The 14,916-nt window shown below is 64.3% G+C and carries 15 protein-coding genes; 10 read left to right on the top strand and 5 right to left on the bottom strand.

The annotated features are described in order from the left end of the window. The first annotated feature begins 41 nt into the window (after positions 1 to 41). Genes JQ632_RS04600 through JQ632_RS04575 form a run of 6 tightly spaced genes read left to right on the top strand, consistent with a single transcriptional unit; the run spans position 42 to position 6,252 of the window. The gene (locus JQ632_RS04600; protein WP_212401242.1) at positions 42 to 1,436 is read left to right on the top strand and encodes an FAD-linked oxidase C-terminal domain-containing protein; all 1,395 of its coding nucleotides are present in this window, start codon (positions 42 to 44) and stop codon (positions 1,434 to 1,436) included. Continuing rightward, positions 1,433 to 2,965: a sugar ABC transporter ATP-binding protein gene (locus JQ632_RS04595; protein WP_212401098.1), complete on the top strand. Its 1,533-nt coding sequence runs from the start codon at positions 1,433 to 1,435 to the stop codon at positions 2,963 to 2,965. The genes JQ632_RS04600 and JQ632_RS04595 overlap by 4 nt, the downstream gene beginning before the upstream one ends. Continuing rightward, positions 2,958 to 3,908, top strand: a complete 951-nt coding sequence (locus JQ632_RS04590; RefSeq protein WP_212401097.1) for an ABC transporter permease — start codon at positions 2,958 to 2,960, stop codon at positions 3,906 to 3,908. The genes JQ632_RS04595 and JQ632_RS04590 overlap by 8 nt, the downstream gene beginning before the upstream one ends. Further along, positions 3,905 to 4,882 (top strand): ABC transporter permease, encoded by a 978-nt coding sequence (locus tag JQ632_RS04585; RefSeq protein WP_212401096.1) that lies wholly within the window; start codon positions 3,905 to 3,907, stop codon positions 4,880 to 4,882. The genes JQ632_RS04590 and JQ632_RS04585 overlap by 4 nt, the downstream gene beginning before the upstream one ends. Before the next feature lie 47 nt (positions 4,883 to 4,929). Continuing rightward, the gene (locus JQ632_RS04580) at positions 4,930 to 5,904 is read left to right on the top strand and encodes a sugar ABC transporter substrate-binding protein (protein WP_212401095.1); all 975 of its coding nucleotides are present in this window, start codon (positions 4,930 to 4,932) and stop codon (positions 5,902 to 5,904) included. A gap of 60 nt (positions 5,905 to 5,964) precedes the next feature. Further along, positions 5,965 to 6,252: a YciI family protein gene (locus tag JQ632_RS04575; protein WP_212401094.1), complete on the top strand. Its 288-nt coding sequence runs from the start codon at positions 5,965 to 5,967 to the stop codon at positions 6,250 to 6,252. 8 nt (positions 6,253 to 6,260) lie between these two features. On the opposite strand, the gene JQ632_RS04570 is transcribed toward JQ632_RS04575, so the two are convergent. Next, positions 6,261 to 6,680 (bottom strand): nuclear transport factor 2 family protein, encoded by a 420-nt coding sequence (locus JQ632_RS04570; RefSeq protein WP_212401093.1) that lies wholly within the window; start codon positions 6,678 to 6,680, stop codon positions 6,261 to 6,263. Between the two features lie 148 nt (positions 6,681 to 6,828). Between JQ632_RS04570 and JQ632_RS04565 the strand changes: the two genes are divergently transcribed. After that, positions 6,829 to 8,067, top strand: coding sequence for an amidohydrolase family protein (locus JQ632_RS04565; RefSeq protein WP_212401092.1), 1,239 nt, complete (start codon positions 6,829 to 6,831; stop codon positions 8,065 to 8,067). A 15-nt stretch (positions 8,068 to 8,082) separates the two neighbouring features. On the opposite strand, the gene JQ632_RS04560 is transcribed toward JQ632_RS04565, so the two are convergent. After that, positions 8,083 to 9,006, bottom strand: coding sequence for an NAD(P)-dependent oxidoreductase (locus tag JQ632_RS04560; RefSeq protein ID WP_212401091.1), 924 nt, complete (start codon positions 9,004 to 9,006; stop codon positions 8,083 to 8,085). Positions 9,007 to 9,027: 21 nt separating this feature from the next. Beyond that, positions 9,028 to 9,735 carry a TetR/AcrR family transcriptional regulator gene (locus JQ632_RS04555; RefSeq protein WP_212401090.1) on the bottom strand — a complete coding sequence of 236 codons (708 nt, stop codon included), beginning with the start codon at positions 9,733 to 9,735 and terminating at the stop codon, positions 9,028 to 9,030. 78 nt (positions 9,736 to 9,813) lie between these two features. Between JQ632_RS04555 and JQ632_RS04550 the strand changes: the two genes are divergently transcribed. Together JQ632_RS04550 and JQ632_RS04545 are read left to right on the top strand one after the other, a co-directional pair. Continuing rightward, positions 9,814 to 10,791, top strand: a complete 978-nt coding sequence (locus JQ632_RS04550; RefSeq protein ID WP_212401089.1) for a tripartite tricarboxylate transporter substrate binding protein — start codon at positions 9,814 to 9,816, stop codon at positions 10,789 to 10,791. A gap of 13 nt (positions 10,792 to 10,804) precedes the next feature. Then, positions 10,805 to 11,587, top strand: a complete 783-nt coding sequence (locus JQ632_RS04545) for an ABC transporter substrate-binding protein (protein ID WP_249151388.1) — start codon at positions 10,805 to 10,807, stop codon at positions 11,585 to 11,587. 177 nt (positions 11,588 to 11,764) lie between these two features. On the opposite strand, the gene JQ632_RS04540 is transcribed toward JQ632_RS04545, so the two are convergent. Beyond that, positions 11,765 to 12,064 carry a DUF2218 domain-containing protein gene (locus JQ632_RS04540; protein WP_212401087.1) on the bottom strand — a complete coding sequence of 100 codons (300 nt, stop codon included), beginning with the start codon at positions 12,062 to 12,064 and terminating at the stop codon, positions 11,765 to 11,767. 354 nt (positions 12,065 to 12,418) lie between these two features. Here JQ632_RS04540 and JQ632_RS04535 point away from each other — a divergent pair, with 354 nt between their 5' ends. Further along, complete coding sequence (locus tag JQ632_RS04535; protein ID WP_212401086.1) at positions 12,419 to 13,333, top strand: PepSY-associated TM helix domain-containing protein; 915 nt, start codon at positions 12,419 to 12,421, stop codon at positions 13,331 to 13,333. A 195-nt stretch (positions 13,334 to 13,528) separates the two neighbouring features. Here JQ632_RS04535 and JQ632_RS04530 read toward each other — a convergent pair whose 3' ends face one another. Next, a complete protein-coding gene (locus tag JQ632_RS04530) occupies positions 13,529 to 14,671 on the bottom strand; it encodes a hypothetical protein (protein WP_212401085.1) in 1,143 nt (380 codons plus the stop codon). Between the last annotated feature and the right edge of the window lie 245 nt (positions 14,672 to 14,916).

The following is a 14,916-nucleotide window of genomic DNA, read 5'->3' as shown; positions in this document are numbered from 1 at the left end:
AAGAGTCCGCGAGGCATCGAGGGGAGCAGACGGGAGGAATGATGGGACCGCGGGTCAGCACAGCAGCACTGGCCGATCGCCTGACGGGCATGATCGGCGCACGCGCGAGCACCGCGCGCGGCGTGCTCGATCAGCACGGCCAGAGCGAATCCTACTACCGCGCGCTGCCGCCCGACATCGTCGTCTTCCCTGAGACGACGGCGGAAGTCGCCGAGATCATCAAGCTGTGCGCCGCCGCCAGCATGCCGATCGTGCCGTTCGGCGCCGGCACCTCGCTCGAAGGCAATGCCGCCTCGGTCGCGGGCGGCGTCTGCTTCGACTTCGCGCGCATGAACAAGGTGCTCGCTGTGCACGATAGCGACATGGATGTCGTGGTGCAGCCGGGCATCACCCGCAAGCAGCTCAACGTGGAGCTGCGGTCTACCGGCCTGTTCTTCCCGATTGATCCCGGCGCCGACGCCTCGATCGGCGGCATGACCTCGACCCGTGCCTCCGGCACCATGGCCGTGCGCTACGGCACCATGAAGGACAATGTCATGGCGCTGGAGGTCGTGCTGGCGGATGGCCGCGTGATCCGTACGTCCAAACGCGCGCGCAAGTCGGCGGCGGGCTACGATCTGACACGGCTGTTCGTCGGCGCCGAAGGCACACTCGGGATCATCACCGAGATCACGCTCAAGCTGCATCCCGTGCCGCAGGCGATCTCGGCCGCGGTCTGCGGCTTCGATACGCTGCACAATGCCGTTGATACCGCACTCTCCGTGATCCAGTCGGCCATTCCCGTCGCTCGCATCGAGCTGCTCGACGACGTCATGATGCGCGGCATCAACGCCTATGCAAAGTTCGGCTACCGCGAAGCCCCGACTCTGTTCTTCGAATTCCACGGCTCGGAGACCGCCGTTGCCGAACAGGCCGAGGCCGCGCAGGCGATCGCCACCGACCATGGTGGCCGCGGCTTTGAATGGGCCAAGGCGCAAGAGGATCGCAGCCGGCTCTGGCACGCCCGTGACAACACGCTCTACGCCGGCCTGGGCCTGCGGCCAGGCGCACGTGCTGTCATTACCGACGTCTGCGTGCCGATCTCGCGGCTCGCGGAATGCCTGACGGAGACACGGCGCGATGCGGACGAGCATGGCTTCACGGCGCCCATCGTCGGCCATGTCGGCGACGGCAATTTCCACATGCTGATCCTGGTCGATCCCCAAAGGAGCGAAGAAATCGAGGGCGCAAAGGCACTCCAGGCCCGCATGGTCGCCCGCGCCGTCGCCATGGACGGTACCTGCACCGGCGAGCACGGCATCGGGCTCGGCAAGATCGCCTATCTCGCCGACGAACTCGGCGAAGCCGTCGACGTCATGCGCGCCATCAAGACGGCGCTCGATCCGAACGGCCTGATGAATCCCGGGAAGATCTTTGCAGGCGGAGCCCACGCATGAGCACCGCCTTGCAGGAAGCCGCCTCACCGGCCACCGAGACCGCGCCACTGCTCGAATTACGCGGCATCAGCAAGGAGTTTCCCGGCGTCAAGGCGCTGGATGACGTGTCCTTCGCGGTTTACCCCGGCGAAGTCCACATGTTGCTTGGCGAGAATGGTGCCGGCAAGTCGAGCCTGATGAAGGTGCTGTGCGGCGCGTATAAGGCCGATGCCGGCGAGTTCTTCTACAAGGGCGAAAAGGTCGCGATATCATCGACCGCGGACGCGCAAAAGCTCGGCATTGCCGTGATCTTCCAGGAATTCTCGCTTGTCCCTTACCTCGACATCGCGCAAAATATCTTTCTCGGCCGCGAGCCCAAGGGTCGCATCCCCGGGACCATCGACCGCCGCAAGATCCTCGCCGACGCCAAGCGTGTCCTCGACACGATCGGCTTCGAGATCGACCCATCCGTCACCGTCGACAAGCTCGGCGTGGCGCAGCAGCAGATGGTCGAGATTGCCAAGGCGATCAGCCAGAATGCGCGCATCCTGGTCATGGACGAGCCGACGGCGGCCCTCTCCGACCGCGAGACCGAACTACTGTTCGCGCTGATCGGCCGGCTGAAGGCCGACGGCGTCGCCATCGTCTACATCTCGCACCGCATGGCCGAGGTGTTTGCACTCGGCGACCGCATCACGGTCTTGCGCGACGGGCGCCGCATCGACGGCGTCCGGCCCGCCGAGGTCACGCCCGACCAGCTCGTCCGCATGATGGTCGGCCGCAACGTCGACATGACCTATCCGCGCAACTTTGCCGACAAGCCCGGCGAAGTGCTGCTGCTGGTGAAGGGCCTGACGTCCCCGACCGGAATCGCCGACATCGACATCGAGGTGCGCCGCGGCGAGATCGTCGGCCTCTGTGGCCTGGTTGGCTCCGGCCGCAGCGAGGTCGCGCGTGCTATTTTTGGCGCCGATCCCGTCGCCTCCGGCGAGATCATTTTTGACGGCAAGACGATTTCCGGCGAACCGGACATTGCAGCCCGCCGCGGCATTGCGCTGATCCCCGAAAGCCGCAAGAGCGAGGGCCTCGCGTTGCTGCGCTCAGTCAGTGACAATCTCGTGGTGTCGGCGCTACGAAAGCTGTTCCCGAGCGGATTGTTCGATCAGCGCAAGGCGCAGCGCACCGCCGACGGCCTGATCCGGCAGCTCCGCATCGCCACCCCGAGCGCGCGCCAGACCGTCGGCCTGCTCTCCGGCGGCAACCAGCAGAAGGTCGTGATCGGCAAGTGGCTGGCGGCCGGCGCAAAACTCTTCATCTTCGACGAGCCGACGCGCGGCATCGACATTGGTGCCAAATCCGAGATCTTTGCGCTGATCGACCGTCTCGTCGCCGAAGGCGCGGCGGCGTTGATGATCTCGTCCGAGCAGGTCGAGATCTGCCACGTCTGCGACCGCGCCTATGTGATGCGCGAGGGTCGGATCGCAGGCCATTTGTCCCGCAACGAGCTGACGGAGGAAAACATCGTGCGACTGGGGATGCACCATGCGTGAGGCCGCCGTCATTTCGCAAACCAACCCGCTGCAACGAATTCCCGGCGTCGCCATCGTGCTGGTGCTGCTGATCGCACTGTTCGGCGCCATCGCACCGGGCTTCCTGTCAGTCGCCAACCTCTCCAACGTGCTGGTGCAGTCGACCATTTTGACCATGCTCGCGCTGCCGATGACGCTGATCATCATGACCGAGGGCCTCGATCTCTCGATGGGCGCGGTGTTGACGCTGACCTCGCTCTGCGTCGCCATCGTCTCGCTCGCGACCAAATCGATGCTGCTCGGCCTCGGCGCCGCCGTGCTCGTCGGCGCCGCCTTCGGCACCGTCAACGGCTGGCTGGTAGCAATCGTCGGCATCCCGCCGTTCGTGGCCACACTGGGCACGCTCGGCATGGCCCAGGGCCTGTCCCTGATCGTCAGCGACGGGCAGAGCGTGGTCGGCATTCCCCACTCCGTACGCGACATCTATTCGGCGACGCTGTTCGGCATACCCGTGCCGATCGTGATGGCGCTGGTCACCTATGCCGCGTTCCACGGCCTGCTCTACCACACCCGCTTCGGCACCTACATTTTTGCGCTCGGCGGCAACCGCGAGGCGCTGAAATATGCCGGACTCTCGCCGAACCGGCTCCTGATCGCGGTCTATGCGATCGGCGGCACCATGGCTGGCGTCGCAGGCCTGTTGATGACCGCGCGCATGAACTCGGGCCACCCGACCGCCGGCCTTGGTCTCGAGTTCGACGCCATCGCGGCGGTTGCGGTCGGCGGCACCTCGTTCGAGCGCGGCAATGGCTGGCTCCTTGGCACCATTCTCGGCGTCATCGCCGTCGGCGTGCTGCGCAACGGGCTCAACCTCATCTCATTGCCATCATCGGTGCAGGTCGCAAGCGTCGGCGTGCTCGTCATCGTCGCCCTATTCCTCGATGGCCTCCGGAGCCGGTCATGACCGACATCACCAAAGAGGCCTTGTCGCCACCCCGCTCCTTCCTGTCGCAGGATGCGATCCAGCTTTTCTATCGGCTGCTTGCCGCGCTCCTGATCTGCGCCGCGCTGTCCCTCCTGACGGACTCGTTCCTGAGCCTCGGCAACATCCTCAATGTGCTGAGGCAGGCGAGCCTGACCTTCTTCATCGCATCGGGCCTGACGCTGGTGGTGCTGACCGCTGGCCTCGACCTCTCGGTCGGCGCCAACGTGGCGCTGTCAGCCTGCCTTGCCGGCACCGTGATCCATCATACCGGCTCGCCCTTATTGGGCATCCTGACGGGGCTCGCCTGCGGCGGGACCGTCGGGCTGCTCAACGGCATCATGGTCACGGCGCTGCGGATCCCCTCCTTCATCGCCACCTATGGCATGCTCTGGGTGCTGAACGGTCTCAGCTACTGGTACATGGCCGGCGAAACCATCCATGGCTTCCCGGCCGGCTTCCGCCAGATCGGCAGCGGCTATCTCTTCGGGCTGCCGATTCCGGTCTATCTGCTGCTGATCTTCCTCGCGATCGGCACACTGTTCGCGCAGCGCACGATCTGGGGTCAGGAGATCTATGCGATCGGCGCCAATCCGGTCGCGGCGCGGCTGTCGGGCATCCCGGTCGCGCGTCGCCTGCTGCTGGTTTACGCCGTGTCAGGCACGATGGCGGGCCTTGCCTCGATCATCTTCCTGTCGCGGCTCAACTCGGCGGAGGCCGATATCGGCGAGAGCCTGACGCTGCCCGCGATCGCGGCCGTGCTGATCGGCGGCACCTCGCTGTTCGGCGGCGTCGGCACGGTGTTCGGCACCTTCGTCGGCGCGCTGATCCTGACGCTGGTGCTGAACGGCATGAACCTGTTGTCGGTCAGCGCCAACTGGCAGCCGCTGGTGACCGGCGTCATCGTCATTCTCGCCGTCTGGCTCGACATGAAGACCCGCCGCCGCGCGCAATGAGTTCGTTTGAAGCAATCCAACAAACCAAAACTGGGGATGGAGACCACATGAGACAGAGACTGGGCTACCTTGCATTGCCGCTGCTGATGACGGCCGCGCTCATGACGCAGACGCGCGCCGATGGCGAAACCGTCGCCATCTTCAGCAAGAACCAGACCAACCCCTTCTTCCAGACCGTACGGGTCGGCGCCGACAACATGGCGAAGGCACTGAACGCGAAGACGCTGCAGTATATCCCGACCAAGCCCGACTCGATCCCTGAACAGCTCAGCCAGATCGAGGACGTCGTGGTGAAGAAGCCGAGCGCCATCGTCTTCACGCCGGTCGACTACAAGGCGATGGTGCCGGGGGTCGAGAAGATCAACGAGGCAAAGATCCCCGTCATCAACATCACCGACCGCTCCGCCGGCGGCAAGTTTCTCTCGTTCATCGGCGCCGACGACTACAGCCTCGGGCTCGAGACCGGCCGCTTCCTGCTCAAGACGCTCGGCGGCAAGGGCAACATCGTCATCATCGAAGGCGTCAAGGGCTCCCTCACCAATGTCGACCGCGTTCGCGGCTTCAACGATGCACTGAAGGAAAACCCCGGTGCAAAGCTGCTGGCCTCGCAGCCCGGCAACTATCAGCGCCTCCAGGCGCTCCAGGTGATGGAGAACCTCATGCAGTCGAACTCGCAGATCGACGGCGTGCTCGCGGCCAACGACGCCATGGCGGTCGGCGCAATCGAGGCGCTCGACGGCGCCAACCGCAAGGCCCAGGTGATCGGCATCAACGGCACCAAGGAGGCGATCGACGCCATCAAGTCCGGCAAGCTGCTCGCGAGCGGGGACTACAACGGTTTTGCGCAGGGCTGCCTCGGCACGATGATGGCGATCCGCTCGCTGCGCAACGAGCCCGTGATATCAGAGATCGTGCTGAAGCCGACCGTCATTACCAAGGACAATTACAAGCCGTTCGACGTGCCGCTGGAGCAGCGGAGCTGCCCGACCTGGGATGAAGCCAGCAAGCTCGGCGGCAAGTAGGAAAGCTCGACAAACGGGACGGCCGTGCGCGGCCGTCCCAAGCCGTTACACGGAGACACCATGCTGTTTGCCATCCACGCCCTCGACAAATCGGGCGCCTTGCCGACCCGCCTAGCCAATTACGACGCACACAAGGCGTTCCTGAGCGACACCTCGCGCTTCGGCGTCAAGATCGTGATGTCGGGCCCGCTGGTCTCCGACGACGGCGAGAGAATGATCGGCAGCCTGTTCCTGATCGATGCTCCCAGCCGTGCCGAGGTCGAAGCCTTCAATCGCGCCGATCCCTTTGCCGCGGCCGGCATTTGGGAGAAAGTCACGATCACCGGATTTCTGCGCCGGCAGGGCTAAGCCTTCAGTTACGCATCGATGCCCCGCTGGACCAGAATGCGCTCGGCGCTGTCATTCCAGACGTCCATCTTCACGATCTTGCCGTCGCGCACCACGAAGCGATCGACGTAGCGGTTGCCTTCGAACGGCGTGCCATCGTGCCATTCGCCGTAAAGCGTCCCGATGCTGTAGACGACGGTCTCGTCCTTGCCCGGACAAACGTCGAAGCGATCCATCTTCTTCTTGACCCAGCGGTAGCGCTTGGCATTGAAGCCCGTCGGCCCGCGGGGATGGTCGAACTCGCGCCCGCCGGTAAACGTGATCATGGTGCCCGGCGCCATGTAGACCGCAGCGGCGTCGGGGTCAGGGATCATTGAGGCTGTAAGATAGGCTTCCACGATCTCGGCATCCGACAAGGGGCGACTTTCGGCTTTTGCGGCAACGGACATGGCTGTTCTCCCAGAGTTGCGGAATACTACCGCGCGTTCCCCGGAACGCACGCATATATTTTGAACATGTCCCTCGCTATCCTGCCGACAATCTGAATCCCTCCGAAGCGCCGATCTCCTGTCGGCTCGCGCGATGAGTCCCATAGCCATGAATGTGCTAGCAGCCTTCGATCTGATCGTCCGCAACGCGCGGCTGCGCTCTTCAAGCGGTTCCGTTGATATCGGAGTATTGCAAGGAAAGATCGCCGCGATCGAACCCAAGCTCGCCTGCGAGGCCGTCGCGGTCGATGCCGGCGGGCGGCTCGTGCTGCCCGGCTTCGTCGACACCCACATCCATCTCGACAAGGCCTGCCTGCTCGGTCGCTGCGGCCATGGTCACGCCAGCCTCGGCGATGCAATCCGCGCCGTTTCGGCCATGAAACGAGACTTCACCGTCGAGGACGTCTATGAACGCGGCGCCAAGGTGATCGAGCGCGCGATCGTCCACGGCACGACGCGCATGCGCACCCATGTCGAGACCGATCCGCGCATCGGCCTGCGCGGCTTCGAGGCCGTGCAGGCGCTGAAGCGCGACTATGCCTGGGCACTCGATCTCTCGCTCTGCGTGTTCCCGCAAGAAGGCCTGACGAACGATCCCGGCAGCGAGGAGCTGCTGGTGCAGGCGCTGCGCGACGGCGGCGAGGTGATCGGCGGCTGCCCCTATACGGACACCGACCCCGATGCGCATCTCGAACGCATCTTTAACCTCGCGCAGGAATTCGACGTCGACGTCGATCTCCATCTCGACTTCGATCTCGACCCATCCTCGTCGCACCTGGAAGAGGTCTGCCGGCAAACCGAGCGGCGCAATTATCAGGGGCGCGTGGCGATAGGCCATGCCACAAAGCTCTCGGCGCTGCCGCCCGCACGCCTGAAGGCCGCCACCGAACGGCTGGCGAAGTCCGGCGTCGCCGTCACGGTGCTGCCGGCGACCGATCTCTATCTGATGGGGCGCGAGGCCACCCACAACGCGCCGCGCGGGCTGACGCTCGCCCACAAGCTCGTCGCGGACGGCGTCTTGTGCTCGGTTGCCACCAACAACGTGCTCAATCCCTTCACACCCTTCGGCGATGCGTCGCTGCTGCGCATGGCGAACTTCTACGCCAACGTCGCCCACGTCGCCGTCGGCGATTTCGACGTTTGCCTCGATCTCGTCACCGACCTGCCGGCGCGGTTGATGAATCTGAGGGACTATGGAATTGCCGTCGGCAACCCGGCCGATTTCATCGTGCTCGACAGTTTTGACAGTCGGATGGCGATCACCGAACTGCCCGACGTTCTCATGGGCTTCAAGAACGGCCGTCAGGTGTTCGAACGACAACGACCGGTGCTGTTCCCACCGGCTTGAGCGACCAGCGCGTCGCTATCCCTCGTGCTTGATCTTCGCCAGAATCCGGTCGGCCTCGGTTCGCCAGTTCGCGCTGCGGGCGAATTCCTTGGTGCCCTTCGTGCCGAAGAGGCCGTCGTCGGCGAGATCGGCCATCCAGGCCTGACGCTCGGCGGTGCCTTGCGCGGACCACGGCGTGAGGCCCGCCTCGCGCACGGTCTCGGCGACCTCGCGCACCTCCTCGCTGCGGCGGCGGCCGTGCTCGATCACGCGCTGGAAGAAATAGGCGCCCTGCTTCTCCCAGTCGATGCCGGGGAACGTCTCCGCGAGCGAGGCCAGCACCGCATCCTCGACGCCATAGGCGCGCGCCGTGGTGAAGCTTTCGATCACCATGGCCTCCATGCCCTTGATCATGATGCTGCGGCACATCTTCACCGCCGAGGACACGCCGAGCTGGTCGCTCGCGACCTTCGATGCAAAGCCGATGACGTTGAGGAGCGGCGCAAGCTCGCGCGCGCCGGGGCCGCCGAGCAACAGCGGCACCTTGATGCGATAAGGCGGCACCGAGGTCATCACCGCGCCCTCGACATAGCGCCCGCCGGCGTCGTCGATCAGCGCAGCAGCGCGCTGCTTGGCACCGGGAGATGCCGAGTTGAAGTCGAGAAACCAGGTGCCCTGGTTGATCGCCGCCGCGCAGGCCTTTGCCACCGGCACGGCCTGGCTTGCGGTCACCGCCGAAACGATGAAGTCGGATTTCGCGGTGAGATCGGCATGCGAGGTAGCGAGCGCGACGCCAAACCTGGCGGTATGGTCGCGCAATGGGCCGGCCTGCTCGCCGTCGAGCTTGATGTCGTAGGCAGCGACCTTGATGTCCTGCTGGCGCAAATCTTCAGCGAGAATGCGGCCGACCTCGCCATAGCCGACGAGACCTATCTGCCATCGTTTGGGATCACCAGACATGCTGCGTCTTCAATGCTCTTTTTAGGTCTTGATGCTTGCAACGCGCTTCGGGACCGGCTCGGCCTGGTCGACCGCCCGCGCCTGGAGCGAGGCGACAGTCGCCTGCACCAACTGCTCGATCGCGATTGCCGCATCGCCGCCGTCGGTCTCGCCGCGCGCCAGGCGCGTCACGCGCTCCGGCGTCACCAGCGAGTAGTAGAGCGCACCGAGCAGGAAGTGGCTGCGCCAGACGATGTCGGTGCGCGGGATGTGCGGCAGGCTGTCGTGGATCGCATCGATGAAGGCGTGGCTGGTGTCGTCAAAGGTCTGCGCGATGATGCGACGCGCGACCTCGTTGCCTTCCGCCGACATCACGGCGCGCAGCCGCGAGAAGCGCGCACCGCCGCCGGCGAGATCGCTGCCCGAGGTAAAGGCCGGCACCACATAGGCGCGCACGATCGCCTCCAGCCGGTCCTGCAGATCGCGCACCCGCTTGGCGGCCTCGAGCAGCTCGGAGCGGCGAAGATTCATCGGCCCGCAGTGCCGGCGATAGATCTCCAGCAGCAGACCGTCCTTGGTCTTGAAATGATAGGTCACGCTGCCTGGATTGGCGCCGGCGGCCTGCGCGATGTCACGCACGGAAACAGCGTTGAAACCGTTCGTCGCAAATAGCTCCTCGGCCGCAGCGAGGATCGCCTCGCGCATATTAGGCTTGCGGGCCGGTTCTTTGCTGGTGGGCTTGCGGACCATGTGATTTGTACTATCGTACAAATGAACAAGTTTCGTCAACAACAACGAAGGCGCGCGGGCGCTTGAGGGAGCGTGGAAATGCCGGATTTGAGGACAGGAATCGGTCGGCTCGCGATTGCGGCAGCCATGCTGCTGACGAGTGCCGTAGCGCAGGCCGAGAGCTTCCCGAGCAAGCCGGTCCACATCCTCGTTCCCTATGCGGCCGGCGGTGCCGTCGACGTGCTGGCCCGCACGCTCGCTGCCGCACTCGCCAAGAGCTGGGGCCAGCAGCCCGTCGTGGACAACCGCCCCGGCGCCGGCGGCATCATCGCCTCGCAGGCGCTGACGCAGGCCGCGCCCGACGGCTACACGCTGATCCTGGTCGCGAGCGGCCATCCGCTCAACCAGTTCATCTATCCGAGCGTGCCTTACGACACTTTCAAGGATTTCACCGCGATCACCGAGGTTGCCTCATCGCCGCTTGCGATCGTGGTGCAGAAGGACAGCCCATACAAGACGCTGCAGGACCTCCTGGCCGCGGCGAAGAAGGATCCGGACAAGCTCTCCTATGGCATGTCCGGCAACGGCACCTCGGCGCATCTGGCCGGCGAGCTCTTGAAACACATGGCCGGCGTGAAGATCGTGTCGATTCCCTACAAGGGCGGCGCGCCGGCGCTGACCGCCGTGATCGCAGGCGAGATTCCGCTGAGCATCAATCCGCTTGCGGAGGCGATCGGCCAGCTCGAAGGCGGCCCGGTGCGGGCGCTCGCGGTGACCTCGGCGCAGCGCGCCAAGGCGCTGCCGAATGTGCCGACAGTCGCCGAGTCCGGCGTGCCCGGCTACGACGTCTCGGTCTGGTGGGGTTTTCTTGGACCCGCAAAAATGCCGCCGGAAATCGTGGCCAAGCTCGAGGCCGATTTGAAGACAGCGCTGACCGATCCGACCGTGATCTCGACGCTCGACAAGATCGGCGCGACACCGCTGGGGTCATCGTCAAAGGACTTTGACGCCTATATGCGCGCGGAAGCGACCAAATGGGAGCCGGTGCTGAAGGCCGCCAACATCCGCGCGCAATAGCGGAGGCATGGCGATGATCACCGCCAGAATCGCGCGCCTCGTCGTCGCGCTCGCTTTGCTCGTCACGCCCGCGTTCGCCGATGGCGAGAAGCAGGTGCTTGCGCCCGGCGGCTCCTTGCGCGTCGGCATCTATCCGGGCAGCCCGACATCGATGGTGACGGATGCAGCCGGCAAGCCGCACGGCCTGAGCTACGATCTCGGCGGCGAGCTTGCAAAACAGCTCGGCGTGGCCGTGGACTATGTCCGGTTTCAGCGCGTCGCCGACATCGTCACCGCGATCAAGAACGGCGAGGTCGACTTCACCGTCACCAACGCCACCCCCGCCCGCGCCAACGATGTCAGCTTCAGCCAGCCCGTGCTGTCGATCGAGCTCGGCTTTCTCGTTCCGGCGAATTCGGCGATCAGCAACGTCGACGAGATCGACAGGGCGGACGTGCGGATCGGCGTCACCAAGGGTTCGACCTCCGAGCGCACGCTGCCGCAAAAGTTCAAGAGCGCGACGATCGTCCCTGCGGAGAGCGTCAAGGCGGTGATCGAGATGTTCTCGCGCGGCGAGATCGATCTCTACGCCACCAACAAGCCGACGCTGTTCGAGATGTCCGACCAGATGCCGGGCGCGCGCATCCTGGACGGCAATTGGGGCCTGGAGCACATGGCGGTCGCGATCCCCAAGGGACGCGAGAACGCCCTGCCCTTCGTGAACCACTTCGTGCAGGAGGTGCAGACCGGCGGCACGCTGGACGCGATCCAGCAGCAGGCGGGCCTGCGAGGCGCCGTCAAGGCGAAGCGCGACTAGAGCGTCAGGGAAATCAAAGTCCGACCGGGGTTTCCGGCGCCTCCACCAAAAACGTCGAAAACAACCCCATGCAAAGTAGCCGCTGACGGCGGGCGCGAGGTCCTTCGCCTTTTACGAAATTGCTTGACGCGTCGGGCAAATCGGGTGCATAATGCTATCATCGCCCAGCCCTCAAATTCAGCGTGTCGCTTCCTCCGTCGCCTGCCAGACGATCTCGGGCGGCGCGCGGAAGGCGAAGCGAACGAGATGGCGTGCGATGATGTCCTGAAGCTGCGCCAGTCGCTCGGCATCCTCGGCCTCCGCCCGCATGGTCAGGACGTTCCCGGCGGCTTCCAGCCGGCACGTGCCGACCGAAAACGGGATCACGCCCCGCTCCGGGGTGAACTCCACCGCCATCTTGTGCGCAAAATGCTTGCAGAGCTGCTGCAGGTAGATGCTGGCACGTTCGCTTTCGACCAGCGCCGTTGAATGCTTCATATCGTCATCCTCTCGAGGTCATTGGGCGAAGTGTGCGCCCGGCCAGATGGCCGTTGCGCGCCGGAATAGACCGCTTGTCTACCTCTCCAGTGAACCATCTGCCGCTAACGATGCCGTGAGGACCGGCGGGCTTTGCGGGGAGATCGCAAGATGATCCTCGGCGACCTGTCCGACGCTGAAGTCGAGCGCCTGACGCGACTGCTTCGCAAACTCGTCGCGACGCTGGAGCCGGCGAGCGATTGAGGAAACATTGTTCCTGTTGTTCAGCGTCAAAGCGAGAACATGGAGAAAGCGTCATTTGTGTTTCGCGCATCGCATCCGCACACAAGACGGAGCGCTCGCCCGGAGACTCACATGATCAAGCCGCTTCTGCTCAGACTTCACCGCTGGATCAGCTTGCTGTTCGCCCTGCCCTTGCTCGCGATCATCGCGACCGGCCTGATCCTGTCGTTCGAGCCAATGGTGCAGGTCTCCGGCACGAATGGTCCGGCGATCGATGCGACGCGCGTCATCGCGGCGATCAAGCGCCACGACCCGGACAACAAGGCTCGCGGCATCGCCATCAACGCGGGCACGCAGCGCCTGACATTGCAGGGCATCAATGCGCCCGCAATCGATCTCGCAACCGGCGAAGCGCTCCCGGAGGGATCGACCCTGTCCGGCCTCTTCCTGTGGTCCCGCTTCACCCATGAGCGGCTGCTCGGTCAGGCCTGGCTGGTCACGACCTCGACCATCGCGATGGTCGTCGTGATGTTGATCGGGACGCTGATGGGCCTGCCGCGGCTGCGCAACACGCTTTCCGGCTGGCACAAGGCAACGGCATGGTTCGCGCTGCCCTTGATCCTGCTCAGTCCACTGACAGGCTTGTGCCTGGCGTTCGGCCTGACTTTTCAGGCCGCGTCGCCGCCGCCCGGCGGCGGCCGGATCGCGCTGGCCGAGGCCGTTCGCATGGTCGCGGCCGAGCACGATCTGTCGCACGCGATCTCGATCGGCGCCCGCGGCGGGAGGATGATGGCACGCATCTACGAGGACGGCGAGCTGCGCGCCTACGGCGTCAGCGCAACGGGCGTCACAGCCCTGCCACGCAACTGGCCGCGCCTGATCCACGAGGGCAACTGGTCGGCGATGATCGCCTCCTCGATCAACGCGGTCACGTCGATCGCCCTGCTGACGCTGCTCTGCACGGGCGTGGTGATCTGGGCGCGGCGCCGACTGCGCAAGGCCAAACGCCAGCCACGAGGCGTCTCGTCGTTGAAGGCGGCGACCTAGAGCTTGATGAAATCAGGTTCGGTTGGCTGATCCGGGTGAGGGGCGCGCGGCGCCTGGTGAGACTGAAACCCCTCACCCGGATCGCATCTTTCGATGCGATCCGACCTCTCCCTACGGGAGAGGTGTTGCTCTGAGTTCTTGGCTCGCACTGATCCAACCAAAACTCATTGTGCTCCAAACAGCCGCTTTCGCGGCTTACTCGTACAAATATCCGACCGGCTTGCCTTCGGTACGCAGCGGGCGAACGTCCTTGCGCGTGATGATTTGACCGGCCAAGCCGTCAATCTCGTCTCGCTGCACCGGCGTCCAGCTGCGAAGATTGTCCATGCCTTTCAGCAAACCCAGCCTGAGGATCTGGGTGTGTTCGCCGACCCCGACGAGCTGAATCGCGCCTCTGCCAGCCGTGACCGTGTCGCCGGTCGCAAGCTCAAAACCCTCGCCCGCGCCATTCCTGAATTCCGCCGTGCCGCGAATGACGCGAAAGATGACAACCTCGCCTTTATCGAGAAAGGCTGTGTCGGCTGCTGCAGAGGTGATCTTCGGCAACAGCGACTGGCCACGCGGGTCGGTCGCGATGATGTGGCCCGTCGTCAATCGACCGCTCGGAATTTCGATTCCCATATCGCGCACATAAATGGGTCCAGCGGATTTGATGGGCGCCCCGGCCGCCAGCGGCTTGTAGAGCGCCTCCAACTCCAGCGGATCCTGAAACCAGAAGCCGGCGTCGGACGGACGATCATGCAACTGGTGGCTCCAGGCCACACGCGGCGTTTCCGCTTCGTTGATGTGACCATGCGCCACCACCGTCGGGTTCGGGAAGGTCGTGGGATCGGTGATGAAGGCTTCAAGAAATTTGCCGGAGTAGCCCATGGAAATCGGATCCGGGACCAAGGTCTGCGGCGTGTTCAAGTTCTCCTCAGTGGACAACCCCGACCAGGTGTAAAAGAGCTGGCGATGCACGATCGCGCTCTGCAGCATCACCGCACCGGGACCGACGGAGTAATAGCGGCCGTCATAATCGAAGGTGAACATGCCCGAGGTGACCAGCACGAGCTGATATCCGCCCGGAGGAAGGTGAAGATGGAAATCGGTGGGGCCTGTATCGGGGCGGTAGATCGGCAGATTTGTCGAGACCTCGTGGAGGAGAAAGGCTTCGTTGTTGGCGTGAAAGCCCTCGTTCGCGCGATTGTACAGAGCTTGCGGGCGATAGGTCGCCTCGTGTGAAGCATCGTGGTGGCGATCGATCGCCACGAAGCTCTTGCTATTGAGGCGGATGGGGTCGCCGTTCGGGCGAGCAAGGCCAGGCCATTTGAGGTCAACCGCGGCGTGCACATTCATGGCACCCTCCAAGCTTTGAGATTCCAAAGCGATCCGAGGCCCGTTCAATGTGCTGCTCTGCCGGGCTTTCGAGATCGCTGGTCGATCCTGACGAGCTTCACGACCGATGCATTCGGTGCGATTTTCGGGCCAGTTCGGGAACAGAGCGTCAGATTTGCGCACCTCGGAAACAGCCAATTAAAAAAGTTGAATTCGCGGAGGATGTTAAGCCACTCGACGCGAGATGGTCCCCGGCCCGCCATCGC

The organism is Bradyrhizobium liaoningense (assembly GCF_018130955.1).
Taxonomy (GTDB): domain Bacteria; phylum Pseudomonadota; class Alphaproteobacteria; order Rhizobiales; family Xanthobacteraceae; genus Bradyrhizobium; species Bradyrhizobium liaoningense_C.
This window is presented reverse-complemented; position numbering and strand designations above follow the sequence as displayed.